Raw genomic sequence first — 26,509 nt, forward strand, 5'->3', positions numbered from 1 at the left:
TCTCAGGCTACAGGGCCACTATGGAATCGGAACTCAGTATCCGGCTCCAGAATGAGTTGTTTTTCAATGGCAATGAAATCCGCAAGCCGTTCATCAACGGGCCCCTTATTGGCCTGCACGGCCAGCGCGAGGTAATCTCGATAGTGTCGCGCTTCCGACTTGAGTAGGCTGCCATAGAAATCCGCGAGTTCATCATCAAGAAACGGCACCAGTGCCGCAAAGCGCTCGCATGAGCGGGCTTCGATGATGGCACCCACTAGCATTACATCTACCAGTCGCCCCGGATCGTCGGTGCGCACTTCTTTACGCAAGCCGGCAGCATAGCGCGCAGGGGTAAGATGGCAGTATGGGATGCAGCGCTTATCAATAATGGCCAAAACCTGTTCGAAATGACGCAACTCCTCCCTGGCCAGCCGCGACATTTTGTTGAGCAAGTCGCTGTTATCTACATAGCGGTACATCAAGCTCAGCGCCGTCGATGCAGCTTTTTTCTCGCAATGTGCGTGATCGATCAACATCAGGTCCTGATTGGCTAATGCGTTATCAATCCACTGCTTGGGCGTAGCACAAGGCAGAAAATCGTGAATATCTTGCAGGGCTTTGGTTATGGAATCAGTTTTCTGGGTCATGGTAAGCAACAGCGTCAATTCAAAGGGTGGGCGATTATAGCGCAGCTATCCGTGTTCTCCGACTTCTGGCCAGCTTAACTTTATAGGTGCTTTCCTATAGAATACAGCGCCAACTTAAAGTCCATCCGCCATAAAATTCCCGCCAGGCGTGTGCTAAAGGCGCGGGACATACCAACTGATGAGGGTTCAAATCGTGTTAGAAGCCTACCGTGAACACGTTGCAGAACGTGCGGCTCTGAATATTCCCCCCAAGCCGCTGAACGCAGAACAAACTGCAGCGCTGGTTGAGTTGTTGAAAAACCCGCCTGCTGGCGAGGAAAACACTCTGGTTGACCTGCTGGAAAACCGTATTCCACCGGGTGTAGATGAAGCCGCTTACGTAAAAGCTGCGTTCCTGACCGCCATTGTGAAAGGTGAAGCTGCATCCCCCCTGCTGGACAAGCCTAAAGCTGTTCAACTGCTGGGAATGATGCAAGGCGGCTACAACATTGAAACTCTGGTAGACCTGCTCGACGACAGCGAACTGGCCGAACTGGCTGGCGAGCAACTGAAGCATACCCTGCTGATGTTCGACGCGTTCAACGATGTGAAAGACAAAATGGACGCTGGCAACGCTATTGCCAAGTCTGTTGTTGAATCCTGGGCCAATGCCGAGTGGTTCACCAAGAAAAACAAGGTTGCCGAAAGCACCAAGATGGTGGTGTTCAAGGTTACCGGCGAAACCAACACCGACGACCTGTCTCCGGCTCCGGATGCATGGTCCCGCCCGGACATCCCGCTGCACGCCCGCGCTGCCTATAAAATGGAACGCGACGGCCTGAAGCCGGAAGAGCCCGGCGTAACTGGCCCAATGAGCCAGATTGATGAAATCAAAGCCAAAGGCTTCCCTGTTGCTTTTGTTGGCGACGTGGTTGGTACTGGCTCCTCACGTAAGTCTGCCACCAACTCTGTGCTTTGGTTCTTCGGTGACGACATCCCGGGCGTACCAAACAAGCGTGCCGGCGGTGTGTGTATCGGTAACAAGGTTGCCCCCATCTTCTTCAACACCATGGAAGATGCCGGCGCGTTGGTATTCGAGGCCCCCGTAGACAACATGAACATGGGCGACGTAATCGAAATCCGCCCATACGAAGGCAAGATTCTGAACGAGGCTGGCGAGACCATTTCCGAATTCGGTTTCAAGTCTGACGTTATCCTGGACGAAGTGCAGGCTGGCGGACGTATCCCTCTGATCATTGGCCGTGGCTTGACAGCCAAGGCGCGCACAGCTCTGGGTCTGGGCGCGACTGATCTGTTCCGTCTGCCAAACGATCCCGCTGCTGGCACCAAGGGCTTCACCCTGGGTCAGAAGATGGTTGGTAAGGCATGTGGACTGGAAGAAGGCCAAGGCGTTCGTCCAGGCACCTACTGCGAGCCTCACATGACCACTGTAGGCTCTCAGGACACCACTGGTCCTATGACCCGTGACGAACTGAAGGATCTGGCTTGTCTGGGCTTCCAGGCGGATCTGGTTATGCAGTCTTTCTGTCACACCGCCGCTTATCCGAAGCCGGTTGACGTTGAAATGCAGCACACCATGCCGGACTTTATCCGCAACCGCGGTGGTGTATCCCTGCGCCCAGGCGACGGTATCATCCACTCCTGGTTGAACCGCATGCTGCTGCCTGACACTGTGGGTACCGGTGGTGACTCTCACACCCGCTTCCCAATGGGCATCTCTTTCCCGGCCGGTTCTGGCCTGGTTGCATTTGCTGCAGCTACCGGTGTTATGCCACTGGATATGCCAGAGTCTGTTCTGGTTCGCTTCAAAGGCGAAATGCAGCCAGGCATCACTCTGCGCGATCTGGTACACGCTATTCCGCTGTACGGCATCAAGCAAGGCATGCTGACCGTTGAGAAGAAAGGCAAGATCAACGAGTTCTCTGGTCGTATCCTGGAAATCGAAGGTCTTGAGCACCTGACTGTTGAGCAAGCATTCGAACTGTCTGATGCTTCTGCTGAGCGTTCTGCGGCTGGTTGTACTATCAACCTGTCTGAAGAGTCTGTTGCCGAGTACCTGCGCTCTAACATCACCATGTTGCGCTGGATGATTGCTGAAGGTTATGGCGATGCCCGTACTCTGGAGCGTCGTGCCCAGCAGATGGAAGCATGGCTGGCTGATCCCAAGCTGATGCGTGCTGACAAAGATGCTGAGTACTCACACGTAGTTGAAATCGATCTGGCTGACATCAAAGAGCCAATCGTTTGCTGCCCGAACGATCCTGACGATGCCAGGTTCCTGTCTGAAGTAGCTGGCGACAAGGTAGACGAAGTGTTCATCGGTTCTTGCATGATCAACATCGGCCACTTCCGTGCCGCTGGTAAATTGCTTGAGCAACACAAAGGCGGCCTGAACACCCGCCTGTGGATGTCTCCACCTACCAAGATGGACCAGGCGCAGTTGATGGAAGAAGGTTACTTCAACATCTACGGCACCGCCGGTGTTCGCACCGAGATGCCAGGCTGCTCCCTGTGCATGGGCAACCAGGCGCGTGTAGCTCCCAAGTCTACCGTTCTGTCTACCTCTACCCGTAACTTCCCGAACCGCTTGGGTGATGGTGCCAACGTGTACCTGACCTCCGCGGAACTGGCTGCTGTGGGCGCTATCCTGGGCAAACTCCCCTCTCCTGAGGAGTACATGGAATACGCCAAGGATCTGGACAGCATGTCTGCTGAGATCTACAAGTATCTGAACTTTGATCAGATGGAGAACTACACCAAGAAGGCTGCGGAAGCGACTGTCGCTTAAGCATTAAACTTCAAGGTTTAGATCTACGAAAACGCCAACCTTCGGGTTGGCGTTTTTTTATGGATACTGAAAAACTACGAAGGTTATCGCAGTAGAAGTATCTTGCCTGTAGCTAGCCCGGATTCAAGACGACGATGGGCATCGCCCACATCGGCAAACGAATACTGTTCCTTGTCGAGCAACGGTTGTAACACCCCCTGTTCCAACATATCGCTCATGGCAGAAATAAGCCGCGGCTGATCATCCATCCCAATTCCGTGTAGCAAAGGAATAGAACGAAAAATCACATGCAGCGTCAGGCCTTTGGCATGCATCAAGCTCAGATCATGGCTGGAGCGAGTATTAATGGAGCAAAGACGCCCGGAAATGGCAGTTGCCTCGATTGCCCGATCCACGTTCTCTCCACCCACAGTATCGAAAACCAGGCTGAAACCTCGCCCGTCAGTCAACCGCTGCTTGTAGCTCTCTACAGACTCTTCGCGGTAAAAAATAATATCGTCTGCACCCAGCTTCTTTGCCAACGCTGCTTTTTCAGGCGTAGACACGGTTGTAGCCACTCGCGCACCAAAATGCTTGGCTATCTGAATGGCAACATGCCCCACCCCACCTGTGCCAGCATGAATCAGTACATGCTCACCAGCCTGGATTTCTGCGCGCTCAACAAGAGCTGCCCAAGCAGTCAAAAACACAAGCGGTACTGCAGCACATTCAGCCAGAGGCAGTTTCATAGCGGGCGTGCGTTTTGCGAGTAGCCTGGCATCGGCCACCATGAAGTCTGCAAGTGCACCAGGCCAGCCCTTTGTCCCGCCTGCGCACCCGAATACCTCATCACCCACGGCAAAAGAGGTTACGCCCGGGCCAATCTTGTCTATAACGCCAGACACATCCCCATTGAGGATGGCCGGCATATCGGGCCCGGCTTTTACAAATCCTGAGCGTATTTTGGTTTCAATAGGGTTAATACTCGAAGCCACCACCTTGATTCGAACCTGCCCAGCCGACGGCTCAGGCGTCTCTACTTCCCGCTCTACAAATACCTCGGGGCCACCAAACTCCTCGATAACCATCGCCTTCATTGCCCTATCTCCTTCTATCAGAAAGTGATCAGTAAACGATTAATCGAACCAGAATCGCCGCGGCCATCACAAGGGTAATCCACTTCACCCATTGCGCGCCCTCATTGCTCAGATTCACCTTAACGGCTACAAATGCTCCAGTAATATTGCCGAGCGCCAGAACCAACCCCATACCCCAGCGCACTTGCCCATTAAGGGCGAAAATCATCAATGCGGGAACCGTGTAAAGCAGAATAATAGACACCTTGAAAACATTGACCTGGCGTAGATCAATGCGCAGCAACCGGTACAAAACCACGATAAACAGAGCCCCCACACCCACCTGAATAAACCCGCCATACACGCCAATCACAAACATGGCGATGTAAATCACCGGGCCAAGCCTGTTTACAGTCAGCGGGTTGGTTTCCAGCCGGGGTTGTGGCAACAGCATGAACGCCGAAGCGAAAATCATGGCAAAAATCAGCACCCATTCAAATACCACGTCGGGCACCCATGTGGCCACCCAGGCACCCAGTAGAGATCCAAGAACCGCCGGTACCGCAAGGTGCAAGCTAACACGGAGATTACCGTGACCCATGCGGCGAAAGCCGGCAACAGCGGTGGTGCTTTGCAGAACAATTGCTACCCGGTTGGTGCCATTGGCAACCTGAGGAGGAAGCCCAAGAAACATCAACAATGGCAGCGTAAGCATTGACCCGCCTGCCGAAAGCACATTAATGAATCCGGCAATTCCACCTAGCGCCAGCAATGCAATAACGTCTGTAATGCTCATGCAGCGTTCGCACTTCCTGCGTTATTCCCCGAGCGATCTCCGCTGAGACGTTTACCACAACGACTGCTCCACACCAGAACAGCGATAAATATAATGAGCCCTGCCCCATCGATCAGTAGCTGCCCATGGGGCCATAGCATCAAGGCACCAAGGGGAAACATCAACGCTCGAACCAACAGGTTGAGCTTGTGCTCCAGATAACCCTCAAGGCCCGCGATGATGGCGTAGATACCGAATAGGGCAAAACAGAATACCTGGATCATTTCAGTAAAATCACCAGTAATCAGTGGCGAATAGGCAAACAGAAGCGGCACTATGTAAAGCCCCTTTGCCAGCTTCCAGGCAGTAAACCCGGTGCGCATCTGTGGGGTTCCAGCAATAGCGGCCGCAGCAAAGGCTGTAAGGCAAACCGGAGGTGTCACGTTAGAATCCTGGGAAAGCCAGAAGATGACCATATGCGCAGCCACCAGCAACATGGAAAGTGATTCCGGCGATAAAGCCTGCTCAAGGAGTTGGCTACTGAAGGTATCTGGCACCAATGCGAGCATCTGTCGCGCGGTAGTGGCATCCATGGGGCCATCCAATAACGACAGTTTATCCGGTGCTGCGAGCATGAAGATGGCTTTGGCCTGCTCGGGAAGATTGCCATTTACCATCAACTCCAATAACTGGCTTTGTGCGATCAGGTTGTAAATCGCCGGTGCTGAAAGTGTCGCAAGAACAATATACGCCGCCGTTACTGGTAGCCCCATTCCCAAAATCAGCGAAGCCAGAGCCACCAGAAAAATGGTGATCAACAGGCTTCCGCCGGCCCAATCGGTAATCATCAGCGAAAACGTATTACCTATGCCCGTGGTGGACACCACCATCACAATAAGCCCGACGGTAATCAGCAGGACCGCTGTGGTCGTAATGTTTCGCGTCCCCATCGCCAGAGCGTCGAGTATATCTCTTAGCCCCATTGGGTTCTTCGATAGCCATGACGCAGCAATAACAGACACAATGGCTATCCCCGCAGCGTAGGTTGGTGTAAACCCGTAAACAAGCGCGGCCACAAGAACGACCAGTGGCAGCAAAAAGTGCCAACCGCCTTTCAGCACGTCCTTTAGCGAGGGCGCAGCTTCATCTTCCAGTTTGTCTGCATGGCTGCGTTTGGCCTCGATGCGTACAAACATGGCGACCGAGATGAAATAGAGAAGGGCTGGGAGTGCAGCAACAGCAATGATGGTGAGGTAGGAAACTTGAGTGTAGGAAGCCATGATAAAAGCACCCGCACCCATCACTGGAGGCATCAATTGCCCCCCGGTTGAAGCGGCGGCTTCAACGCCTGCAGCAAAGCGTGCGGGAAAGCCCGCTTTTCGCATCAACGGGATGGTAATAACACCGGTAGAAACCGTATTGGCTACGCTGGATCCGGAGACAGACCCCATTAGGCCGGAGGCAAACACCGCCACAAATCCGGGACCGCCCACGAAACGCCCTGCGGCACAGCGCGCCAGTTCGATGATAAAGTCCCCGGCTCCGGATTTCACCAGAAAGGCACCGAACAAAATGAACATGAATACGTAGGTCCATGAAATACGTGCGATGGAACCCAGCATTCCCTGACCACCGATATATGAGCGATACAGAACTGTCTCCCAGGAAAGCCCGGGGAAATTAAAGATGCCGTCAACGTATTGGCCCCACCAAGCCACATAGGTCAGAGCCACAATACATAGCACGGGAATAAACCAGCCTACTGTGCGACGTGCCAATTCCAGTATCAACGCCACGGATGCGATGGAGAAAACCCAGTCCCCGGTAGAGAAATTGAACCCGCGCTGATACAGAGCATCTTCAAAGAAAATCAGATAAAAAGCACAGGCAAGTGCAGCAAGCCCGAGCATCACATCTACACCAAGCGCTACCCTCTGCCCACCAACCGTTTGAGCCTTGAACATGGGGGTGGTTAGCGTGCAGATCAGCCCGAAAAGACCAAAGTGCAGAGCTGAACTCCACAGCTCAGAGAGCGTCGAAAAAGTGTTGAAATACAGATGAACCAGCGCAGTGGCGATCGCGAGCCAGAAAATCACTGGCCCTAACAACCAGTGATCTACTCGCTCACTCGCCTCGCTGGCACTTTCATCCCGAACCGCAATTGCGGATTCGCCTTCTGCTTTACCTGTCACCATTACTTCGCAAGCAGACGTTCAGGAATGGACAGGCCCTGCTCTTGATAGAAACGGGCAGCCCCGGGATGGAGCGGCATTGGCAGACCTGCTATGGCTTTCTCCAGCGCCATCGCTTTCGTTGCCTGATGTATGTTGTTCAAGAACGGAAGGTTCTCGTAGATGGTTTTCGTGATTTCATAGACATCGCTCTCCGAGACATTATCTCGAACTGCCAGGATATTGGGCTGCGCAATGGTATTAATATCCTCGGCCTGCTTGGGATAGGTTCCTGCTGGGATGGTATAAGGCGTCCACAGCTCAAAGTCACTGTTGACCTTGGCAACCTGCTCTGGCGTAAAGTTCAGGGTGGTAATTTTGTCACCCACATTGGCATAGGCTCTTGTTACCGCTGCCGCTGGCACGCCCGCTGGTATATTCATGCCATCGATATTGCCATTCTGCAGGGCATCCGCACTGGGCCCATAGCCTTGATATGCGAGGTTTACTTTTTCCAGATCAATGCCAACCTTGCCCAGAATAAAGCGACCGGAACCCTCGGTTCCTGAGTTTCTGGCACCAATGGAGAAACTCTCCCCGTACAGATTTTTCATATCGTCGATCGTGCCGGTTTTGGCGATGCCCTTGGTTACTACGAAGTGCTCAACGTTCTGCCAAAGCATTGATACCGAACGCAAGTTCTTATAAGGCTTGTTAACCGGCCCTGTGCCGTTCCAGGCGTAAGCTCCATATAGCCCCTGAAGAATGCCGAACTGGATCTGATTTTCGTCCATAAGCTTCAGGTTCTCAGCAGAGCCTGCTGAACTGATGGCTGAAACCGATATGTTGGTCGAAGGCTCCAACTTAACTTTGATCAGCGTTGAAATAGCAACGCCCACCGGATAATAGGTACCGCCCGTTGTGGCTGTACCCATCACGTAATTGCCCTCCGCCTGTACACCGCTGGAAAGAGAGACTGCGGCAGCTGTCAGCAGCCCCGCGGCGTATTTCAAAACCCTGCGCTTACTCATGGATAACTCCCTTTTTATCATTGTTCTTGCCCAATCATAGAAGTGTAACTAACTAAAGATAGTTGCACTCCACTGGATCTACCAGTCCATACGGCTAAACAGGCCACAAAAAAGGGCCCCCGCAGGAGCCCTTTTTTACTTACTTATAATGCATCACCGCACTCGCGGTTAGCTGTACTGCTCTGCCTGATACTCATTGGCATCGGAAGTGATAAGACTAACCACTATGATTGCAATGAAAGATGCTGCAAAGCCTGGCATGATTTCATAAACGCCGGGGCCTCCCATGAACTCACCATTCCAGCCCAAGGATACCCAGATCATTGCCGTACCGGCACCTGCGATCATACCCGCCAGTGCGCCAGCACCATTCGTGCGCGGCCACATGAGTGCGAGAATGATCAGGGGCCCAAATGCCGAGCCGAAGCCCGCCCATGCGTTACCAACCAGGCTCAGCACGTTTGAGGTTGGGTCAGATGCGATAACCGCTGCCACCAGACCAACAAGCACTACGCACACCCGACCAACGTTTACACACTCGCGGTCACCTGCTTCTTTGCGCAGGAACAAGCGGTAAAAGTCTTCGGTCAGTGACGAAGATGCTACCAGCAACTGGCTGGAGATGGTGCTCATTACTGCGGCCAGCAAGGCTGCATACAGGAAGCCTGTAATTAGCGGGTGGAACAGCAAGTCTGCGAGAATGATAAAAATCGTTTCGGGATCGTCAATTTGCATGCCATTACGCACGGCATAGGCGCGGCCGAAAATACCGAGACCAATCGCACCAATCAAGGAAATCGCCATCCAGGACATGCCGATATTACGAGCAGTCGGTACTTCTTTCACTGAACGGATTGCCATGAAGCGAACGATGATGTGCGGCTGGCCAAAGTAGCCCAAGCCCCAGGTCACTGCGGAGAGCCATCCAACAAAGGTAAGCCCTTCTGTCCAGGATAGCAGGGTGGGATCTACCTCATTCAGCGTAGCGGTCGCCTGGGCAAAGCCGCCACCGCCTTCGCCAAATAGCACAACGGCCGGCATGAGAACCAGCGCAATCATCATGATGCAGCCCTGCACAAAGTCCGTCATACTCACCGCCAGGAACCCGCCAACCACGGTGTAGGCAAGTACAACACCCAACGTTATGACGATACCCACGCCGTAATCACCCATACCGCCGAAGTTGAATATTCCGGCAAATGCACTTTCAAAGAGCTTGCCGCCGGCTACCAGGCCAGAGGCTGTATAAACCGAGAAGAACACAACGATAACGATCGCCGCCACAGTTCGTAGTGGCAACGCCTGAGTGGGGAAACGGTTGGCCAGAAAAGCTGGAATAGTCAGGGCGTTACCGTAATGAACTGTTTGTGATCGTAGCCTCGGAGCAACAAGAACCCAGTTAAAAAACGCACCTACAAACAGACCAACGCCGATCCACGCTGAAGCAAGGCCTGACACATACATCGCCCCCGGAAGACCCAGAAGCAACCAGCCACTCATATCGGAAGCGCCAGCAGACAAAGCGGCTACTTTGGGGCTCAGCCCCCTACCACCAAGCATGTAATCTTCGGATGAAGAGGTAGATGTGCGCATCGCAAAAAGGCCGATGCCAATCATCACCGCAAAATAAGCAAATAGACTAATCCAAACACCAATAGCCATGGAACTCCTCCGGTTTAATGAGTCGGATTATATCCGCTCGCTATGCACAGCCTTGGCGAGAGCGCCAGCAAACTGTGTCGTTCTTCTTGTTTACGGGTATGCCTTACGAATCTGAGCGAAACAACGTATCGCACACTCAGGCTTAACTATAGTTAAGTATTGCCATTTTGCGACCGAACCAAGCAACAGATTCTCAGCATGAGATTTGACGCAACCAGCCTAGTATTACTACGTATTATCCGCTTACAAAATCCTACGGTAATTTTGTCGAATTCTACGGGAATGACGCAACTTCAGATTAGATCAGGCAACGTTATCACGAACTTGCAGTTTTGTAGGGGTAGTTCCTTTGTGTTTGCGCAGTGCATTGGTCAACGCACTCTGGGATGAAAAGCCAACCCGATAACTGATTTCCGAAACAGAAAGCGGCGTCGAAATTAAAAGTTTCATGGCCTGATCCAGCCGAGCCTCCAACAAAAACTGGTGCGGTGTGGTTCCTACCACCTCACGAAACACCTCATGAAAACGGCTTACGCTCAAACATGCCTCACTGGCGAGATCCTGCACTCTGATTTTTTTATGCAGATTTGCCCGAATATAACGGTTCATGGCATCCGGGTTCAGGCTGTGGCGGTGAGACGTCCGAACTCTCTGATCAACCACTCTGTCAGCCATACAATAGAGAATACTGGCCGCAAGATGACCCTGCATTGCCTGATTTCCGGGTGACCGATCGAATTCGCCGGCCGCAAACTGGACCAGGCCCTGCAACCGTCTATCCATATGAATGGTACGGGGCTTTTCAAACACACGAACCATGCGCTCATAGTCAGCATGATTTGGTGTAGAAATAGCAGGCGTTGATGGATCAAGATTGATGACCATCACGTGATTCTGATGATCACCGCAATAGTCGTGCCTGGCCTCTGTGGGCACGAGGCAGGCCTTCCAGGTGTCCAGATGAGATCCGGTCCCGTCAACGCTCAAATCTGCCTCGCCCTGAACACCTATAACGATCTGGTGATGCTCATGGCGGTGCTGGTGAGCTGCTATGGGCAATTTGAGTAGACGGGCATCCAACATAGACGCGACCGGAACCTATAATTGAGAATGTGACTCAATTAAAGCAGATCTGATTGGAACTTGCACATAAGTTCACGGATATGGGCGCTAACCTGCTCCAATGGGTCTGCCGCATTCACAATGCTGTAGCGAGAAGGGGCCGCTTCGGCGCGAGCCAGATAGGTATCACGAATGCGCTGAAAAAAGGCCACCGCCTCTTGCTCAAAACGGTCCAGCTGCCCTCGATTCCTCGCGCGGGTCATGCCGGTTTCAACAGGCGCATCCAATAGGACCACCTGATCCGGGCGCACATCACCCTGCACCAGGCTTTCCAGCAGAGCAATCCGTTCACTTGGAACACCACGCCCTCCGCCCTGGTAGGCAAAGGTCGCATCGGTAAAGCGATCGCAAAGCACCCACTGCCCTCTCCCCAACGCAGGAAGAATCAATGTGTGCAAGTGTTGCGCACGGGCTGCGAACATCAACAACAACTCAGTGAGTTCGTTCACAGACTCATCCCGCGGCGCCAAAAGCAATTCACGAATCGCTTCGGCCATGGGCGTACCGCCCGGCTCACGGGTCACAATGCAATCAACACCGAGTTCTTTGAGGGTTTCAGCAGCGGTGGCTATCTGAGTGGATTTCCCTACCCCCTCGGTTCCCTCGAAGGTAATAAACCGGCCACGAACAGTCATTCTTTGTCATCCTTGCCAGGAGCAGGTGAAGATCGGTAATCCGACCGACGATTCAACTGAAACGCGCGAACTGCCTTCTGATGCTCCGCCAAAGTGTTTGAAAACTTGTGGGTACCATCGCCGCGAGCCACAAAATACAGAGCCGAACCAGAGCCCGGGTGCAAGGATGCGTGTATGGCCTCACGACCTGGCAAAGCAATGGGTGTTGGCGGCAATCCATTGATACGATACGTGTTGTAAGGCGTGTGAGTACGCAGATCACGACTGCCAATACGGCCTTTATACTTGTCGCCCATTCCATAAATGACAGTAGGGTCTGTTTGTAAACGCATGCCTTTCTGAAGACGGCGAACGAACACACCCGCTACTTCATTTCGCTCATGGGGGGCACCGGTCTCCCGCTCTACGATCGAAGCCATAATCAGGGCTTCATAGGCGCTATCGTATGGAAGACCTTCTGCCCGACCTTCCCACTCTTCATCAAGAACGGACTCCATACGCCGATACGAACGCCGGAGCAGATCAAGGTCGGATTCACTGCTGGTAAACAGGTAAGTGTCCGGGAAAAACCGGCCTTCCGGGTGCTCACCCTCTGCGCCAACGGCTTCCATGATCTGCTCATCAGACCATTCTGTAGTGAGTTTCTTAAGGCGATCGGTAGCGGCCAAAGCTGCGCGCATGTCCTGGAACGTCCAACCTTCAATAAATTGAACGGACCAATGCTTGGTGTCACCCGTGACCATTTTATCGAGCATGGCTCTAGCGCTCATGCCATCGATAAATTCATACTCTCCCGCCTTTATTCTGGCTTGATCTGGATACAGCCGACCGAACACACGAACCCACAAGCTATCTTCGACCAACCCGCGAGCTTTTAATTGCCTCGCAACATCACTGAACGCTGTGCCGGCCGGCACATCAAATAGTACCGGCTCATCCATAGCTACGGGCTTCGATAAGGACCCTAGCCCCTGCCAGACCCATAACCCTGTGCCCGCAGCCACGAGCAAGGCAGCGCAAATTCCTGCAATTAAGAGTTTCTTGAACAAATGAATTATTCCAGCATTTCGAGAGGATTGAAGATTGTCGCAACTCCGCCATCTACAGGCAAATCTTGGCCGGCAAGCCGCCGCACAGGAACCACTCCTATAACGCTGTTCAAGAGGAAAAATCCCTGACAGTGGGAGCCCATAATATCTGCGATGCTCACCGGGCGTTCAAAGACGGACTCTCCCCGCGCACGCAGCCGTTCCAGCACCCACTGTCGCATGATACCGGCAACAGCAAGGCTTTTTAATGGAGGCGTTACCCAGCCATCAGGCACTTTGAGAAGCAAATTAGTGCGAGTCCCTTCAACCAGGTTGCCGGCACTGTCAGCCATGATGACCTCATACAGTTCCCCGTTAATTTCTCTGGCTGCCATAACCTGTTCGAGTCGGTTCAGGGATTTGATGCCAGCAAGCAGAGGGTTAACGGTGAGCGGTATTCGGGAAAAGTCAGCGATAACACCTGAGCTTGCCGGTGATTCAGGCATGGGGCCAGCGGACACCATCAGGTTTGGCCGGGCTCCAACACTTGGCTGGTAGCCACGGCCACCTTCGCCTCGGGTAAGCATCAGCTTGAGCACCCAGCCACCCTCTGCGTCGGCTTTGTCGAAACGTTCCAGATAGCGATCGATAGCTGCCGTGCAGGCTTTGCGAAGATCCGTAAGTGCAACGGGAATCCCCAGCCTGCCCGCATCACGAGCCATGCGATCCAGGTGGCAAGATAAAAGCACTCCCCGATCACCATGCATTCTTACGGTCTCAAAAAGGCCATCACCGTATGACGCTCCCCGGTCACCCGCGGGAAGTCCTCTTTCATCCGCCCAGTACAGGTTGAACATGGCCCCTTAGCCTTCGTAGCGGCGCATAATCAAGGTGCCGTTGGTTCCACCAAAGCCGAACGAGTTGGATAAAGCCACGCGAACATCAGATTTTCGGCAGGTATTAGGCACCAAATCCAGATCGCAACCTTCATCGGGATTATCCAGATTGATCGTGGGCGGCAGTACGCCATCACGTATAGCAAGCAATGAAAATATAGCTTCAACCGCACCGGCTGCACCGAGCAAGTGCCCTGTCATGGACTTGGTGCTGCTCATTGCCAGTCGGCCCGCGTGTGCACCAAATACCCGCTTGGCGGCTGCAATCTCTGCCACATCGCCGACCTGCGTTGAAGTGCCATGGGCGTTGATGTAATCAACATCTTCCGGTTTCAGGCCTGCGTCTCTCAGCGCATTGTCCATCGAGCGGGCAGCGCCCTCGCCATCTTCCGGCGGCGCGGTAATATGGTGAGCATCATCACTCATACCAAAACCCACCAGCTCGCCATAAATGGTCGCACCACGCTTTTTGGCGTGCTCCAACTCTTCCATCACAAGAACCCCGGCACCGTCACTCAGTACGAAACCGTCGCGATCCCGATCCCATGGGCGACTGGCTTTTTCAGGCTCGTCATTACGGGTTGAAAGTGCGCGGGCGGACGAGAAGGCCGCAACGCCTGTGCGCGTTGTTGCCATTTCAGAACCACCTGCAAGCATGACATCGGCATCGCCGTAAGCAATAGTGCGGGCAGCGTATCCAATGTTGTGAGTACCGGTAGTGCAGGCGGTCACTATGGCAATGTTCGGGCCTCGGTACCCGAAGCGAATGGCGGCATTACCGGAGATCATGTTGATCACCGACGCGGGAACAAAGAACGGCGACACTTTGCGCGGGCCAGACTTTTCCATTGTAAGCACGCTCTTTTCGATATACTCAAGCCCGCCAATACCTGAGCCGATAGCAATACCAACTCGATCCTTATCCAGCGCTGCATATTCTGCAAGCCCGCTGTCATCGACAGCTTGCTGAGCGGCAATCAGGCCGTAGTGAATAAACGCGTCCAGTTTTCTGGCATCTTTTGTCGAGAGATACGACTCCAGATCCAGGTTTTTGATTGCACCACCAATGCGGGTGCCATACCCGGACGTATCAAAACGGTCGATCATGCCGATCCCGCTGCGCCCGGCAAGAACAGCCTCCCAGGACGTCGCTACATCGTTTCCCAGTGGAGACAACATCCCCATGCCCGTGATAACAACCCGTCGTTTACTCATAACTGCGCTCACCTGGTCATTTCATGCGTCAGTGTTACTGAATGAACCCGCATTTCGGGTCATTTTCAGGCAATAAAAAAGCCGTCCTTCACTGAATGACAAGGACGGCTTTTCGCCTGGCTAACTACAATGCAGAGTATCAGGTATGCGCGACGATGTAGTCGATCGCGTCCTGAACACTGGCCAGCTTCTCGGCTTCTTCATCAGGAATTTCAGTTTCAAATTCCTCTTCCAGTGCCATCACCAGCTCAACGGTGTCCAGTGAGTCAGCGCCAAGATCCTCTACAAAAGAAGATGAGTTCTGAACTTCGGACTCTTTAACGCCCAGCTGTTCACAAACGATCTTCTTAACGCGCTCTTCAACTGTACTCATAATGTCCTCACTTATTGTGTATCTACCAAGCAACTCAAGTGCTGCCAGTTTAGTGTAAACCCTACCTGCAAACAAGCAGGGATCCGGTTAAACATGTTGCGCGACAACGAGTTGCGCACGAGCTCCGATGCTGGAGCCTATCCCATGTACATTCCGCCGTTCACATGAATGGTTTCCCCAGTCACGTAACCGGCAACATCCGACGCCAGGAAAGCAACAAGCGCTGCCACCTCTTCCGGCTCCCCCAAACGACCCGCGGGTATGATTTCCAGCATAGCCTCACGCTGCTTGTCGTCCAGTTTTTTTGTCATATCTGTGTCGATAAATCCAGGGGCTACACAATTCGCTGTGATGCCACGATTCGACATTTCTTTAGCAAGGCTGCGGGTAAACCCCTCAACGCCGGCTTTTGCTGCACAGTAATTGCTCTGCCCGGCATTGCCCATACTGGCAACCACAGAGCTTACGTTGATAACGCGCCCCCAACGTGCCTTCGCCATGCCTCGCAACACAGCTTTAGTCGTACGGTACACGCTTGAGAGGTTGGTTTCGAGAACCGCCGCCCAATCATCATCTTTCAACCGCATCAGCAGGTTATCACGGGTGATGCCAGCATTATTGACCAAAATCAGAGGTGCCGCAGATTGATTGGCTATTTCTTTCAGGCCAGCTTCAATGCTTTCGGCATCCGCTACGTTCATCACGATGCCATAACCGTTTGCACCAGCCGCCTGGAGGTTTTCGGTAATAGTTGCTGCCCCCTCTGCGGTTGTGGCAGTGCCGACAACCTCTGCACCTTGCTTTGCGAGCGCCAGAGCAATAGCTTTTCCGATTCCGCGAGTCGCACCGGTTACCAGTGCTGTTTTACCTTCCAGAGACATGCACAACTCCATTTACATCAAGACGGTTCAAATGCCGCGAGTGCAGCAGCCAATGCCTCGGGGTCTTCGATGCCATGAACGGCGAGCCCCCGGTCAATTCGCTTGGCCAGCCCTGCAAGCACTTTGCCTGTGCCACACTCAAGGGCAACCTTAACGTCATTCCCCACCAGTGTGCGAACCGAATCCGTCCACAATACCGGAGAATACAACTGCTTCAACAGATTTGCCTTTAGTGTAGCTGAATCTGTAACCGCTGCAGCGTTAACATTCTGTATAACCGGGATGACAGCATCGTTAAAACGAACCTCATCCAGAGCCTGACCCAGCTCTTCAGCTGCGCCCTTCATTAAAGCACAGTGCGAAGGAACGCTGACCGGCAAAGGCATAGCCTTACGCGCGCCCCTGGCTTTACAGGCTTCAATAGCCCGATCAACAGCGGCAATTGAGCCGGCAATGACAACCTGGCCGGGCGCGTTAAAATTAACCGCTGCCACCACATCGCCATTCGCAGCTTCTTCACAGGCCGCAACAACATCGGCGTCCTCCAGGCCAAGAATAGCCGCCATTTTGCCTTCGCCAGCAGGAACGGCCTCTTGCATCAGCTCACCGCGCAGGCGCACCAATTTCACAGCCTCTACAAAATCAAGGCTTTCAGCAGCTACCAGCGCACTGTACTCACCCAGACTGTGCCCCGCCAGAAAATCGGGCCGCGGCCCACCGGCAACAAACCACTCACGCCATAGTGCGACGCTTGCAGTCAGCATCGCGGGCTGGGTAATCATGGTCTGATTGAGCTCTTCTGCCGGCCCTTTCTGGCAAAGATGCCACAAGTCGTAGCCCAGCACATTCGAGGCTTCTGCAAAGGTTTTGTTGATCATGGGCCAAGATTCGGCAGCGATGGATAGCATGCCAACCGACTGGGAACCCTGTCCGGGAAATATAAAGGCTGATTTCATAAGCGGGATCTTATCGTCATTGGGAGTTTCAGGAGATTAGCCAATAGTACAAGTTGGCTGGATTTTGCGCGAATAAACCGAATGATTTCAAACAAGCTCTTTTTCAAGGAGCCAGAGGCAGAGGGCAACTCAAAGCATCAAATCGTCGAGGCGCTCATTAATGCGCCTGGGCACCTCAAGCTCAACCTCAAGAACGGCTTGGCGAATGGCCGCAAGCATAGCCCGCTCATTGGCGTTGCCGTGGCTTTTTATAACCACGCCCTGAAGACCGAGAAGGCTGGCACCGTTGTGCCGCGAAGGATCCATCAGGCGGAGAAGCCTACCGATGATAGGACGTGCGAGAAGACCTACAAAACGGCCGTAAAGAGTGCGGGTAAATGCCTGCTCCATCAACTCAATAAGCAACCCGGCGACACCCTCGCCCGTTTTCAGCGCGATATTACCCACAAAGCCATCACAAACCACTACATCCGCAACATCACGAAACAGATCACTGCCTTCCACGTAGCCGATGTAGTTAATGGAGTCGCATTGGGCGAGCATGTGAGAGGCAAGGCGAACTTGCTCGTTGCCTTTTATCTCCTCCTCGCCTACGTTCAGCAGCGCCACGCGTGGCTCGCCCTGACTGCAGATTGCCGATGCCATCAATGAGCCCATCAGAGCATATTGGTAGAGGTTTTCCGCACTGGAATCAACGTTGGCGCCAAGATCCAGAACATGGCAGCGCCCCCGTAGCGAGGGGATAAGTTTGGTGATTGCAGGGCGTTCAATGCCCGGATACATACGGATAATGGAACGACCAAATGCCATCAAGGCCCCGGTATTCCCCGCACTGACACACCCCTGAGCCTCGCCATCACGCACCAGCCTCAAGGCAATTGCCATGGACGAGTTTTTTTTATGCCGCAACGCATGGGACGGGCGCTCGTTCATGCGCACAACATCGGCAGCTTCAACAATTCGAATTCGTGGGTGCCCCTCATGCAACAAAGCCTCGAGCTCACTCCGGATTCCCACCAGAATGAAACTCAAGGCTTTGTTTTCACACACCGCTTCGAGGGCCGCTGCAACTACTACTGCCGGGCCTCGATCGCCACTCATGGCGTCAACCGCTATGGTAACCGGATTCACCGCTTGCCCACTCGACTGAGGTTTGCGCGGCTATACAACGAGATTACTCGTCGTTAGCTTCGATTACCTGCTTGCCACGGTAAAACCCGTCTGGAGATACGTGGTGACGGCGATGAACTTCACCCGTTGTTGAATCAGTGCTCAGAGCTGCAGTGCTCAGGGCATCGTGGGCACGACGCATGCCACGCTTGGAACGAGTCTTACGGTTCTTCTGTACAGCCATGGTTCTACTCCTGACCTGTTAACGTAAACTTTACTTGAATAGGGTTACGAATAACGTGTGTTCGTTTGATTGCGCCGGCGCCCACTAAGGATGCCCACGCCCTGATTAATGCTTTGTATTCTTGAGCCCCGCCAGCACACTGAACGGGTTTTCGCCTGCCTTCTTCTCAGGTTTTGCAGAAGAACCATCTGGCTCATAAGCTTTCAGGTCTTCGTTAGCCGGGCATTCGCCCCGATCGTGAAGAGGGTACGGTGCCAAAACCAGCAGCAACTCGTCCTCTGTCATCGACCACAAATCCGCACTGAAATCATCAGTCAGAAAAGGCTCAAGGTCTTTAGGCAAACCTTGGGCCTGCTCATCACTGGTCACCAGCCCAAGTACGAACTGAGAAACCAACACAGATTTCATAGGCCCCATGCAACGCTGGCACTCCAGATTTACCGGAACCTCCAACTCACCCGAGACGATGCGGCGACGCTCGCTATCCTTATAAAAGGACAGCTTTACGCGACAGACAGCACCATCTTCAAACCCAAAAACAGCTTCACGGAAACGAGACAATGCACTGAGAGGAATTTCTCCCTCCAGTACGCTGTTGTGCTCCGCCAACTTATATGGGTCGACTATTTTCGGTAATTCGGCACTAGACGCATTTGACATAGGCGCGCAATTCTAGGGGCGAAGCTCGCTGCTGTCAAAGACTTCGTCCGCTTTTGCCAAGGGCTTTCCGTTTTCGTAGGTGTATTTTACGATACGGGCACAGAAATTGGCCCAAAATTATCGAAGGAGCACCGACTCATGCCCCAGAAACACCTGCTGCTGGCATCTTCTTCCCCATATCGCCGGGAGCTTCTAGCCCGGCTCGGGCTGCCCTTCAGCTGTGCAAGTCCGAATATTAACGAATCACCAGTGCCAGGAGAAGCTCCCGGGGCTCTGGCAACGCGTTTGGCCGAAAGCAAATCCAGGGCCCTGGCCTCCAGTTACCCAAGCCACTGGATTATTGGCTCGGATCAAGTTGCCGCCCTACCCAACGGCACTCTGTTAAATAAACCCGGAAATTACTCAACTGCCTTCCAGCAACTGGAGCAGTGCAGTAACAAAAGCGTCAACTTCCATACCGGACTTGCGCTTCTGGACGCTGACTCCGGAAATTTACAAACTTATTCTGAGCAATTTACCGTACATTTTCGCGACCTGACGACCCGGGAGATCGACGCATACCTGCGCAAAGAAGAACCTTACGACTGCGCAGGCAGCTTCAAAATGGAAGGCCTGGGAATAACCCTGTTCCGGGAACTGCAAGGCAGAGACCCGAATAGCCTTGTCGGCCTTCCACTTATCGCGCTCAACGAAATGCTGATAGCCTGGGGCAGAAATCCGCTACTGGAGCCCTAGCAACCTCTCCCGCCCGCTATTAGCGTAATTCCAGTCGAGACTCCACGAGTTGCGAGGCAATGCCCTGGCCAAAAGAGACACCAAGCTGGTCCACAAGATCTCGCAGCGCTCCCTTGCGGCGACTGTAATCGACCAGGTCTTCCTGACCAACAATCTGCCTGGCAACATAGGAGGTGCTTCCCAGGCCATCAATCAGCCCAAGCTCAAGAGCCTGCTCTCCACTCCAAACCAACCCGCTAAACAGCCGTTCATCGTCCGCAAGGCGGTCTCCGCGCCCTTTCTTTACAGCCTCTATAAATTGCTGATGCGTGTTCTCGAGCACGCTTTGCCAGAAAGCCACCTCCCCTTCTTGCTCTGGGGAAAACGGGTCCAGGAACGCCTTGTTATCGCCTGATGTATAAAGCCTCCGTTCAACACCCAGCTTATCCATAGCACCTGTAAACCCGAAACCACCAGCCACAACACCAATAGAGCCCACAAGGCTGGCGCGGTTTGCGTAGATTTCATCAGCCGCTGCCGCAATATAATAAGCGCCGGACGCACCGATATCCGAGATCACCGCATAGACTTTCTTTTCCGGGTGCTCGCCCCTGAGGCGCTTGATCTCGTCGTAAATATAACCGGACTGAACAGGACTCCCTCCCGGACTATTAATACGTAATATCACCGCCACAGCATTCTCTTGCTCAAATGCTGATCGCAACGAGCCAACAATATTGTCGGCACTGGCAATCTCATCGGCAGAAATTGGCCCGTTAATTTCGACAACCGCTGTGTGCTCGCCAGTTGTGGCCTCCAAGCTCCCACCGAGCGGTGACCAAACAATCGCCAACAGTGCAAACAAGTAAGCAAAGGTAAGGAACTTGAAAAAGATACCCCAGCGCCGGCTACGACGCTGCTCGGACTGCAATGACATCACCAGCTTTTCTATCAACTTCCAGTCACGCCCTGTCTCCGGCGGCAGGTTTGGCTTGCGTCGCAACGCACCTTGCTCAGCAGGTTTATCTCCCCACTCAGGCGCTTTATCGGAATCCCAGTCACTCATGCATTTTTCCCGTCAGAAATGGATTTACCAAAACTTACTTATAAACCGAGTACGTCGCGAAGGTCCGTAACAGTATCTACAATTGCGTGAGGTGCATAATCACCAAGCACGTCGCGCTTGTGCACACCCCACTCCACACCAATAGAAGGCATGCCGATTCGCTGCGCCATTTCCAGATCATAGCGGGTATCGCCGATCATGACGGCTTCAGCAGGTTTGATGCCATAAAAAAGCAAAATCTCTTCCAGCATGCGCGGATCTGGCTTGGATCGGGTTTCATCGGCGCAGCGGGTAATATCAAAGTGCGACCCCAACCCACTGGAAACCAGCGCGGGCTCCAGCCCTCTGCGACTTTTGCCAGTTGCTACCGAACACCCGCGACCAGAACTCCGAAGATCCAGCACAACATCCGCCATACCCTCAAAAAGATTCTGTGGCGTTGTTACTTTACGAAAGAAATAATTCGCATACCCTTCTCGTATGCTTGTTATCTCGTCGCGACCAAGCCCCGGATAAAGCCGCTCCAAAGCCTCAACCATACCCAAACCAATTATGTCCCGGTATGCCTCTCGCTCCAGCGCCGGGTACCCGAGATCCGTGGCTGCCTGATGCAGGCTCTCGGCAATATGGTCCACGGAATCCACCAAGGTCCCATCCCAATCGAAGATAACCGCTTTCACATCCATTAATCTGCTCCCGTCGCACGCACTTCAAGCCTGCCTAGCACGTGACTGAATACATCATCATAAGGCGCCTCGAACCGAACCGCTTCCCCGGTAACAGGCAGGGAAAACTCGAGCGCTCTGGCGTGCAACATTAAACGCTGCCCGCCGACAGCCCGAAAAGCTTTGAGGCTTACATCATCCATATACTTGTCATCACCCGCTATCGGATGACCGGAACACAAACTGTGAACGCGAATCTGATGGGTTCGGCCAGTAATGGGCGAGGCCTCCACCAGACTGTACCCTTTGTAGCGCTCCAGACAACGAAAGGTTGTCAATGAGGCCTTGCCAGCTTCATCTACCCTGACCCGACGCTCCCCATTAGGCATTTCATAGCGCAACAAAGGCTCCTCAACACGATTAAGCTTATCCGGCCAATCCCCGGCTACCAGTGCATGGTACTGCTTGCGAATGCGCCTTTGCCGAAGCTCATCTTGCAAAAAACGCAAAGCAGAGCGTTTCTTGGCAACCATAACCAGACCGGAAGTGTCCCTGTCCAGGCGATGCACCAACTCGAGAAAGCGCGCCTCCGGCCGAGCTGACCGTAGCACCTCAATCAACCCGAAACTGAGACCACTACCACCGTGCACTGCTATTCCAGATGGCTTATTAACCACCAGCATCTGGTCATTCTCAAACACTACCGCCGCCTCTACGACACTCTGCACCCGACTACCTGGAGCAGCTTGCGGCACTTTTTCTTTCCGTATCACCGGTGGGATACGTACCTGATCGCCCACCACAAGACGGGTATCCGGCTTCACCCTGCCTTTATTAATTCGCACCTCGCCTTTGCGCACGATGCGATAAATGATGCTTCTGGGCACCCCACGAAGCTGCGCCAATAAAAAATTATCCAGGCGCTGCCCATGGTTATCTTCATCTACCGTTACCCATACAACCCCCTGCTGCACCGCCTGCGGGCCAGGGCTAGCCTGCTTGCTGTCTTCGCGAGACACCGGATGAGGCGCCGACTTTCTCACCCGGGATTTAGCGGGCTTTCCGGTAGCAGTTTTGCGGGACATAAGGTTCCTTTCACGGGTGGTAAAACTGGCGACAAAAGCAGGATTGAACGGTTCTTTGAATACTGTTATATTCCGGCGTGATCTGTCGTTTGTCTACGGCCTGACCTACTCTAGTCAGAAGCCGGAGCGGCAGAAGAGTATACCGACACTATTCAAGAGTTTGAACGCCGGACGCCCAATCACTATCGGGCACGGCGTAAGAAATGCTTCCGGAGTATCAGAGCAGACCCGTAAAAAGAAACGGCGAGCTGACACCGGAGAAACTGAAACCGCGCGGAAAACCGCCGGGCGATATCGCGAAGAATCACTGCCACGCAAGGCCGGGCCGTCCAGCTTACGAATACGACGTGAGACCCAGGCACTTGTGTGAACTAGAAAACGGATTATATGCGCCAACAGACACGAACCCTATACGACTCTTCTCTGCCATTAGGCAGGCGGATTGTCAGCGGTGGTCTCAGATCAACAGGATCATACCCCGGAAGGGAATGATTCGTCTGTCCGCCGCTCACCCCCTGATGTAACAGGGCCAGCGGCATGCATATCCCTGCTTCGCAGATGCGACGCCCTATGGTTTTCTGTCAAAATTTACTGACAGGAATAACCACTTTCCATGAAAAGAATGCTCATCAATGCAACTCACCCAGAAGAGTTGCGCGTCGCCCTGGTTGACGGCCAGCGTCTGTTTGACCTCGATATCGAATCCAGCTCCCGTGAGCAGAAAAAGGCCAATATCTACAAAGGGCGAATTACCCGCGTAGAGCCGAGCCTGGAAGCTGCATTTGTAGACTTCGGCGCAGACCGCCATGGCTTTTTGCCATTAAAAGAAATCTCCCGGGATTACTTCAAAAAGTCACCAGGCCAGATTGAAGGCAAGGTGAACATCAAGGAAGTGGTTGCCGAAGGTCAGGAAGTCATTGTTCAGGTTGATAAAGAAGAGCGTGGTAACAAAGGTGCCGCACTGACAACCTTCATCTCCCTTGCCGGCCGCTATCTTGTGTTGATGCCCAACAACCCTCGTGCAGGCGGCATCTCCCGCCGCATTGAAGGGGAAGAGCGTGCACAGCTAAAAGACGCCATGAACAGCGTTCAGGTGCCCAAGTCCATGGGCATTATCGTGCGCACAGCAGGCATCGGCCGCACGTCTGAAGAGCTTCAGTGGGATCTCGACTACCTGGTGCAATTCTGGGAAGCCATTACCCAGGCCGCCGGTGAGCGCAAGGCACCCTTCCTGATTCATCAGGAAAGCAACGTTATCATCCGTGCTGTTCGCGATTACCTGCGCCAGGATATCGGAGAGGTACTGATCGACTCGGAAGGCGTTTACGAAGACGTGCTTAACTTCGTTCGCGCAGTGATGCCAACCTTCGAGAACAAGATCAAGCTGTACAAGGACGAAATCCCTTTGTTCAGCCGGTATCAGATTGAAGGCCAGATTGAGACCGCATTCCAGCGTGAAGTAAAGCTTCCCTCCGGCGGCTCTATTGTTATCGATCCAACCGAAGCTCTGGTTTCCATCGACATCAACTCATCCCGTGCCACCAAGGGCCAGGATATCGAAGAGACCGCTTACCAGACTAACCTGGAAGCAGCCGAAGAAATTGCACGCCAGCTCCGCTTGCGAGACATGGGTGGCCTGATCGTCATCGACTTTATCGACATGACCCCAGCCAGACACCAGCGCGAAGTCGAGCAGAAAATGCGCGAAGCCCTGGAAATCGACCGTGCCCGTGTTCAGGTTGGCAAGATCTCACGCTTCGGCCTGCTGGAGATGTCACGTCAACGGCTGCGCCCTTCTCTGGGAGAAACCCGCAGTGAAGTATGCCCGCGCTGTGAAGGCCAAGGCACGATCCGTGGCATCGAATCCCTGGCGTTGAGCATCATGCGCCTTATCTACGAAGAGTCATCCAAGGACAAGACCGGAGAGGTCCGGGCTATAGTGCCGGTATCTGTGGCCACCTTCCTGCTTAACGAAAAGCGCAAGCAGCTTGCCGATATTGAAGCCCGCCAGGAAGTGAATATTGTTATTGTGCCGGTTCCCCACATGGAAACGCCGCACTTTGAAATCCTGCGTATGCGCGACGACGAAGCAGCTCCCGAGCATGTGTCGAGCCACCAGGTAGCTCAGGAATACAGCGAGCGCGAAGAAGAAGTCTTTGAAACGCCAGCGGCGGACAAGCCTGCTCGCGAACAGGCTGCCGTAAGGGCTATTCGCCCAAGAGCCCCTGTTCCGACAGCAGCAGCCCCGCAAGCAGCTGCCGCCCAAGCGTCAGCGGAGCAAGACGATGGCCTGTTCCGCAGAATTGGCCGCAAGATTGCGTGCTTCTTTAGCGGTGAAGAAGAATCTCAGAGCGAAGTCAGCGGCAAAGCCAAGGTAAACGCTAACCGCGAGGATCAGCGCAACCAGGCTCGGCAAGATCGTCGTAAAACACGTGTTGCCCGCGATGGCCAAAATGCTGGCGGAACCAACCGCAAGCCTAACGAGCGCCGTCAAGGCAACAACCAGTCAAACCGCGGTGACGAAAACCGTTCACGCGGCCGCAACCGCAACGACGACCAGGCCCGCCCCAATCAGAATCGTCAGGCTGCTGACACTGACACCAAGGGCTCTGACAACAGAAATGGTGAAAGTCGCGGTGGCGATAACCGTCGGGACAACCGCAAAGATGGCCAGAACCGTGGTCAAAACCGCAATCGCCCGCAGCGTGAAGCTAAAAATAACGGTGATCAAAAAGACACGGTTCAGCAAGATGCCCCACAAAAGGCCTCTACTGAAAAGTCCAACTCTGACGATAGCCGTCGTAAGCCACGCCGCCCCCGTAATCGGGACGGTTCACCTTCCGAGAACCCGGCATCTACTCCCGCTGCCCGCAAGAACACCCGCAATGAGCGGCATCAGAAGGACACTCAGCCTGAAGCAGGTAACGACAACGCTGATGTGAAAACAGCAGCCGCAGCTGTGCCTGAAAAGGCCAATGCTCACGTTACTGCCAATGCGCCAGCGGTTCAGCAAGCCGAGCAAAAGCAACCGGAGCAGGCGAAAAATCCTCAAGTTCCAGCTAAAGATTTGGCAGCGGAAAAGCCCGAAGTACCTGCTGCCAAGCCAAAAGTTGATGCACCTGAAACGACAACTGAGACGAGCAAAGCATCCCCTGCCCCTAAGGCTAAGGAGCCTGAGGCCCAGAGCGTGAGCGAGCGTGCCCCTGAGCCTGTCAGTAAGCCCACAGCTGAACCAGTGCAAAAGCCTGCTGCAGAGGCCGAGCAGAAGCCCTCGGTAACAGCCGAGCCCACAGTAAAAGCTGCAGCGGAGTCATCCGCTAAAGCCGAAGAGCCATCTGCCAAAGAAGTTAAAGAGCCCTCGGCTAAAGAGACTAAAGAGCCCTCAGCTAAAGAGACTAAAGAGCCTTCAGCCAAGCAGACTAAAGAAACACCCCCTGCAAAGGCTGAACCAGCCGCTCCTGAAAGCGAAGCCGCTCCGGTTCGGAAGCCAAGATCAGCGCCCGCCAGAAGCAAAGCCAAAGCTGCCGCTGAGGATAAGCCTGCAGAAGCTGAGGACAAGTCTGTAGGGAAGGCACCGGCAGATAAGCCCGCGCCAGAACAGAGCAAACCTGCTCCGGCAGCAGCAGCCTCGCCGGTTACTGATACTGGCCTTCCAGTAACCCCCGGGCGCGCATACAACGACCCTCGTGAAGTGCGCAAGCGCCAACGAGCGGCCGAAGCAGCCAAAAAATCCGAGGAAAACTAACCG

Annotated in this window: 25 protein-coding genes; 5 read left to right on the plus strand and 20 right to left on the minus strand. The window is 53.7% G+C overall.

The window, feature by feature from the left end; genetic code table 11:
* Positions 1–2: 2 nt before the first annotated feature.
* On the minus strand, positions 3–629 hold the full coding sequence (locus Q0824_RS04235; RefSeq protein ID WP_298447811.1) for a tRNA-(ms[2]io[6]A)-hydroxylase: 627 nt from the start codon (positions 627–629) through the stop codon (positions 3–5).
* A 193-nt stretch (positions 630–822) separates the two neighbouring features.
* Between Q0824_RS04235 and Q0824_RS04240 the strand changes: the two genes are divergently transcribed.
* Positions 823–3,417: a bifunctional aconitate hydratase 2/2-methylisocitrate dehydratase gene (locus tag Q0824_RS04240; RefSeq protein ID WP_298449516.1), complete on the plus strand. Its 2,595-nt coding sequence runs from the start codon at positions 823–825 to the stop codon at positions 3,415–3,417.
* 83 nt (positions 3,418–3,500) lie between these two features.
* Here the strand turns inward: Q0824_RS04240 and Q0824_RS04245 are convergent, their stop codons facing one another.
* From Q0824_RS04245 to putP, 5 genes are all read right to left on the minus strand, one after another.
* Positions 3,501–4,493: a zinc-dependent alcohol dehydrogenase family protein gene (locus Q0824_RS04245; RefSeq protein WP_298447813.1), complete on the minus strand. Its 993-nt coding sequence runs from the start codon at positions 4,491–4,493 to the stop codon at positions 3,501–3,503.
* Between the two features lie 28 nt (positions 4,494–4,521).
* Positions 4,522–5,268, minus strand: a complete 747-nt coding sequence (locus Q0824_RS04250) for a sulfite exporter TauE/SafE family protein (RefSeq protein WP_298447815.1) — start codon at positions 5,266–5,268, stop codon at positions 4,522–4,524.
* On the minus strand, positions 5,265–7,442 hold the full coding sequence (locus tag Q0824_RS04255; RefSeq protein ID WP_298447817.1) for a TRAP transporter permease: 2,178 nt from the start codon (positions 7,440–7,442) through the stop codon (positions 5,265–5,267). The genes Q0824_RS04250 and Q0824_RS04255 overlap by 4 nt, the downstream gene beginning before the upstream one ends.
* A complete protein-coding gene (locus Q0824_RS04260) occupies positions 7,442–8,449 on the minus strand; it encodes a TAXI family TRAP transporter solute-binding subunit (protein ID WP_298447819.1) in 1,008 nt (335 codons plus the stop codon). The genes Q0824_RS04255 and Q0824_RS04260 overlap by 1 nt, the downstream gene beginning before the upstream one ends.
* A 168-nt stretch (positions 8,450–8,617) precedes the next feature.
* Positions 8,618–10,111, minus strand: a complete 1,494-nt coding sequence (gene putP, locus Q0824_RS04265; RefSeq protein ID WP_298447821.1) for a sodium/proline symporter PutP — start codon at positions 10,109–10,111, stop codon at positions 8,618–8,620.
* Between the two features lie 17 nt (positions 10,112–10,128).
* Between putP and Q0824_RS04270 the strand changes: the two genes are divergently transcribed.
* Complete coding sequence (locus Q0824_RS04270) at positions 10,129–10,257, plus strand: hypothetical protein (RefSeq protein WP_298447823.1); 129 nt, start codon at positions 10,129–10,131, stop codon at positions 10,255–10,257.
* A 157-nt stretch (positions 10,258–10,414) separates the two neighbouring features.
* Here Q0824_RS04270 and Q0824_RS04275 read toward each other — a convergent pair whose 3' ends face one another.
* The 11 genes from Q0824_RS04275 to Q0824_RS04325 form a co-directional block, all read right to left on the minus strand.
* Positions 10,415–11,194: an AraC family transcriptional regulator gene (locus Q0824_RS04275; protein WP_298447825.1), complete on the minus strand. Its 780-nt coding sequence runs from the start codon at positions 11,192–11,194 to the stop codon at positions 10,415–10,417.
* A gap of 38 nt (positions 11,195–11,232) precedes the next feature.
* Complete coding sequence (tmk, locus tag Q0824_RS04280; RefSeq protein WP_298447827.1) at positions 11,233–11,868, minus strand: dTMP kinase; 636 nt, start codon at positions 11,866–11,868, stop codon at positions 11,233–11,235.
* On the minus strand, positions 11,865–12,917 hold the full coding sequence (gene mltG / locus Q0824_RS04285) for an endolytic transglycosylase MltG (RefSeq protein ID WP_298447829.1): 1,053 nt from the start codon (positions 12,915–12,917) through the stop codon (positions 11,865–11,867). Before mltG ends, tmk begins: the two co-directional genes overlap by 4 nt.
* 5 nt (positions 12,918–12,922) lie before the next feature.
* Complete coding sequence (locus Q0824_RS04290; protein WP_298447831.1) at positions 12,923–13,753, minus strand: aminotransferase class IV; 831 nt, start codon at positions 13,751–13,753, stop codon at positions 12,923–12,925.
* 6 nt (positions 13,754–13,759) lie between these two features.
* On the minus strand, positions 13,760–15,007 hold the full coding sequence (fabF, locus tag Q0824_RS04295; RefSeq protein WP_298447833.1) for a beta-ketoacyl-ACP synthase II: 1,248 nt from the start codon (positions 15,005–15,007) through the stop codon (positions 13,760–13,762).
* A gap of 139 nt (positions 15,008–15,146) precedes the next feature.
* Positions 15,147–15,380, minus strand: a complete 234-nt coding sequence (gene acpP, locus Q0824_RS04300; RefSeq protein ID WP_012136033.1) for an acyl carrier protein — start codon at positions 15,378–15,380, stop codon at positions 15,147–15,149.
* Positions 15,381–15,517: 137 nt separating this feature from the next.
* On the minus strand, positions 15,518–16,261 hold the full coding sequence (fabG, locus tag Q0824_RS04305) for a 3-oxoacyl-ACP reductase FabG (protein ID WP_298447835.1): 744 nt from the start codon (positions 16,259–16,261) through the stop codon (positions 15,518–15,520).
* Between the two features lie 17 nt (positions 16,262–16,278).
* Positions 16,279–17,217, minus strand: coding sequence for an ACP S-malonyltransferase (gene fabD / locus Q0824_RS04310; RefSeq protein ID WP_298447837.1), 939 nt, complete (start codon positions 17,215–17,217; stop codon positions 16,279–16,281).
* A gap of 129 nt (positions 17,218–17,346) precedes the next feature.
* Positions 17,347–18,348 carry a phosphate acyltransferase PlsX gene (gene plsX / locus Q0824_RS04315; protein ID WP_298447839.1) on the minus strand — a complete coding sequence of 334 codons (1,002 nt, stop codon included), beginning with the start codon at positions 18,346–18,348 and terminating at the stop codon, positions 17,347–17,349.
* 43 nt (positions 18,349–18,391) lie between these two features.
* Positions 18,392–18,571 (minus strand): 50S ribosomal protein L32, encoded by a 180-nt coding sequence (rpmF, locus tag Q0824_RS04320; protein WP_298447841.1) that lies wholly within the window; start codon positions 18,569–18,571, stop codon positions 18,392–18,394.
* A 105-nt stretch (positions 18,572–18,676) separates the two neighbouring features.
* Positions 18,677–19,231, minus strand: coding sequence for a YceD family protein (locus Q0824_RS04325; protein ID WP_298447843.1), 555 nt, complete (start codon positions 19,229–19,231; stop codon positions 18,677–18,679).
* 138 nt (positions 19,232–19,369) lie between these two features.
* On the opposite strand from Q0824_RS04325, the gene Q0824_RS04330 reads away from it, so the two are divergent.
* Complete coding sequence (locus Q0824_RS04330) at positions 19,370–19,966, plus strand: Maf family nucleotide pyrophosphatase (protein WP_298447845.1); 597 nt, start codon at positions 19,370–19,372, stop codon at positions 19,964–19,966.
* Between the two features lie 19 nt (positions 19,967–19,985).
* Here the strand turns inward: Q0824_RS04330 and Q0824_RS04335 are convergent, their stop codons facing one another.
* From Q0824_RS04335 to rluC, 3 genes are read right to left on the minus strand one after another with little or no spacing between them, the layout of a single operon-like run.
* Entirely contained in the window at positions 19,986–21,011 is a 1,026-nt protein-coding gene (locus Q0824_RS04335) for a S49 family peptidase (protein WP_298447847.1), read from the minus strand.
* A gap of 38 nt (positions 21,012–21,049) precedes the next feature.
* Positions 21,050–21,697, minus strand: coding sequence for an HAD-IA family hydrolase (locus Q0824_RS04340; RefSeq protein WP_298447849.1), 648 nt, complete (start codon positions 21,695–21,697; stop codon positions 21,050–21,052).
* Positions 21,697–22,761 (minus strand): 23S rRNA pseudouridine(955/2504/2580) synthase RluC, encoded by a 1,065-nt coding sequence (gene rluC / locus Q0824_RS04345; protein WP_298447851.1) that lies wholly within the window; start codon positions 22,759–22,761, stop codon positions 21,697–21,699. The genes Q0824_RS04340 and rluC overlap by 1 nt, the downstream gene beginning before the upstream one ends.
* Before the next feature lie 55 nt (positions 22,762–22,816).
* Here rluC and Q0824_RS04350 point away from each other — a divergent pair, with 55 nt between their 5' ends.
* Both Q0824_RS04350 and rne read left to right on the plus strand, forming a co-directional pair.
* Positions 22,817–23,131: a hypothetical protein gene (locus Q0824_RS04350; RefSeq protein ID WP_298447853.1), complete on the plus strand. Its 315-nt coding sequence runs from the start codon at positions 22,817–22,819 to the stop codon at positions 23,129–23,131.
* Positions 23,132–23,374: 243 nt separating this feature from the next.
* The gene (rne, locus tag Q0824_RS04355) at positions 23,375–26,506 is read left to right on the plus strand and encodes a ribonuclease E (RefSeq protein WP_298447855.1); all 3,132 of its coding nucleotides are present in this window, start codon (positions 23,375–23,377) and stop codon (positions 26,504–26,506) included.
* Positions 26,507–26,509: the final 3 nt, after the last annotated feature.

This window comes from uncultured Marinobacter sp. (assembly GCF_947488835.1).
Lineage (GTDB): Bacteria > Pseudomonadota > Gammaproteobacteria > Pseudomonadales > Oleiphilaceae > Marinobacter.

Excerpts from the sequence above, each read along its gene's own strand:
- fabG (WP_298447835.1), bottom strand. The coding sequence starts at position 16,261 with ATGTCTCTGGAAGGTAAAACAGCACTGGTAACCGGTGCGACTCGCGGA.
- Q0824_RS04325 (WP_298447843.1), bottom strand. The coding sequence starts at position 19,231 with ATGTCAAATGCGTCTAGTGCCGAATTACCGAAAATAGTCGACCCATAT.
- fabD (WP_298447837.1), bottom strand. The coding sequence starts at position 17,217 with ATGAAATCAGCCTTTATATTTCCCGGACAGGGTTCCCAGTCGGTTGGC.
- putP (WP_298447821.1), bottom strand. The coding sequence starts at position 10,111 with ATGGCTATTGGTGTTTGGATTAGTCTATTTGCTTATTTTGCGGTGATG.
- Q0824_RS04270 (WP_298447823.1), top strand. The coding sequence starts at position 10,129 with ATGAGTCGGATTATATCCGCTCGCTATGCACAGCCTTGGCGAGAGCGC.
- Q0824_RS04245 (WP_298447813.1), bottom strand. The coding sequence starts at position 4,493 with ATGAAGGCGATGGTTATCGAGGAGTTTGGTGGCCCCGAGGTATTTGTA.
- rne (WP_298447855.1), top strand. The coding sequence starts at position 23,375 with ATGAAAAGAATGCTCATCAATGCAACTCACCCAGAAGAGTTGCGCGTC.
- Q0824_RS04340 (WP_298447849.1), bottom strand. The coding sequence starts at position 21,697 with ATGGATGTGAAAGCGGTTATCTTCGATTGGGATGGGACCTTGGTGGAT.
- Q0824_RS04335 (WP_298447847.1), bottom strand. The coding sequence starts at position 21,011 with ATGAGTGACTGGGATTCCGATAAAGCGCCTGAGTGGGGAGATAAACCT.
- Q0824_RS04275 (WP_298447825.1), bottom strand. The coding sequence starts at position 11,194 with ATGTTGGATGCCCGTCTACTCAAATTGCCCATAGCAGCTCACCAGCAC.
- rluC (WP_298447851.1), bottom strand. The coding sequence starts at position 22,761 with ATGTCCCGCAAAACTGCTACCGGAAAGCCCGCTAAATCCCGGGTGAGA.
- Q0824_RS04255 (WP_298447817.1), bottom strand. The coding sequence starts at position 7,442 with ATGGTGACAGGTAAAGCAGAAGGCGAATCCGCAATTGCGGTTCGGGAT.
- tmk (WP_298447827.1), bottom strand. The coding sequence starts at position 11,868 with ATGACTGTTCGTGGCCGGTTTATTACCTTCGAGGGAACCGAGGGGGTA.
- fabF (WP_298447833.1), bottom strand. The coding sequence starts at position 15,007 with ATGAGTAAACGACGGGTTGTTATCACGGGCATGGGGATGTTGTCTCCA.
- Q0824_RS04290 (WP_298447831.1), bottom strand. The coding sequence starts at position 13,753 with ATGTTCAACCTGTACTGGGCGGATGAAAGAGGACTTCCCGCGGGTGAC.
- Q0824_RS04330 (WP_298447845.1), top strand. The coding sequence starts at position 19,370 with ATGCCCCAGAAACACCTGCTGCTGGCATCTTCTTCCCCATATCGCCGG.
- acpP (WP_012136033.1), bottom strand. The coding sequence starts at position 15,380 with ATGAGTACAGTTGAAGAGCGCGTTAAGAAGATCGTTTGTGAACAGCTG.
- rpmF (WP_298447841.1), bottom strand. The coding sequence starts at position 18,571 with ATGGCTGTACAGAAGAACCGTAAGACTCGTTCCAAGCGTGGCATGCGT.
- Q0824_RS04235 (WP_298447811.1), bottom strand. The coding sequence starts at position 629 with ATGACCCAGAAAACTGATTCCATAACCAAAGCCCTGCAAGATATTCAC.
- Q0824_RS04250 (WP_298447815.1), bottom strand. The coding sequence starts at position 5,268 with ATGAGCATTACAGACGTTATTGCATTGCTGGCGCTAGGTGGAATTGCC.
- Q0824_RS04260 (WP_298447819.1), bottom strand. The coding sequence starts at position 8,449 with ATGAGTAAGCGCAGGGTTTTGAAATACGCCGCGGGGCTGCTGACAGCT.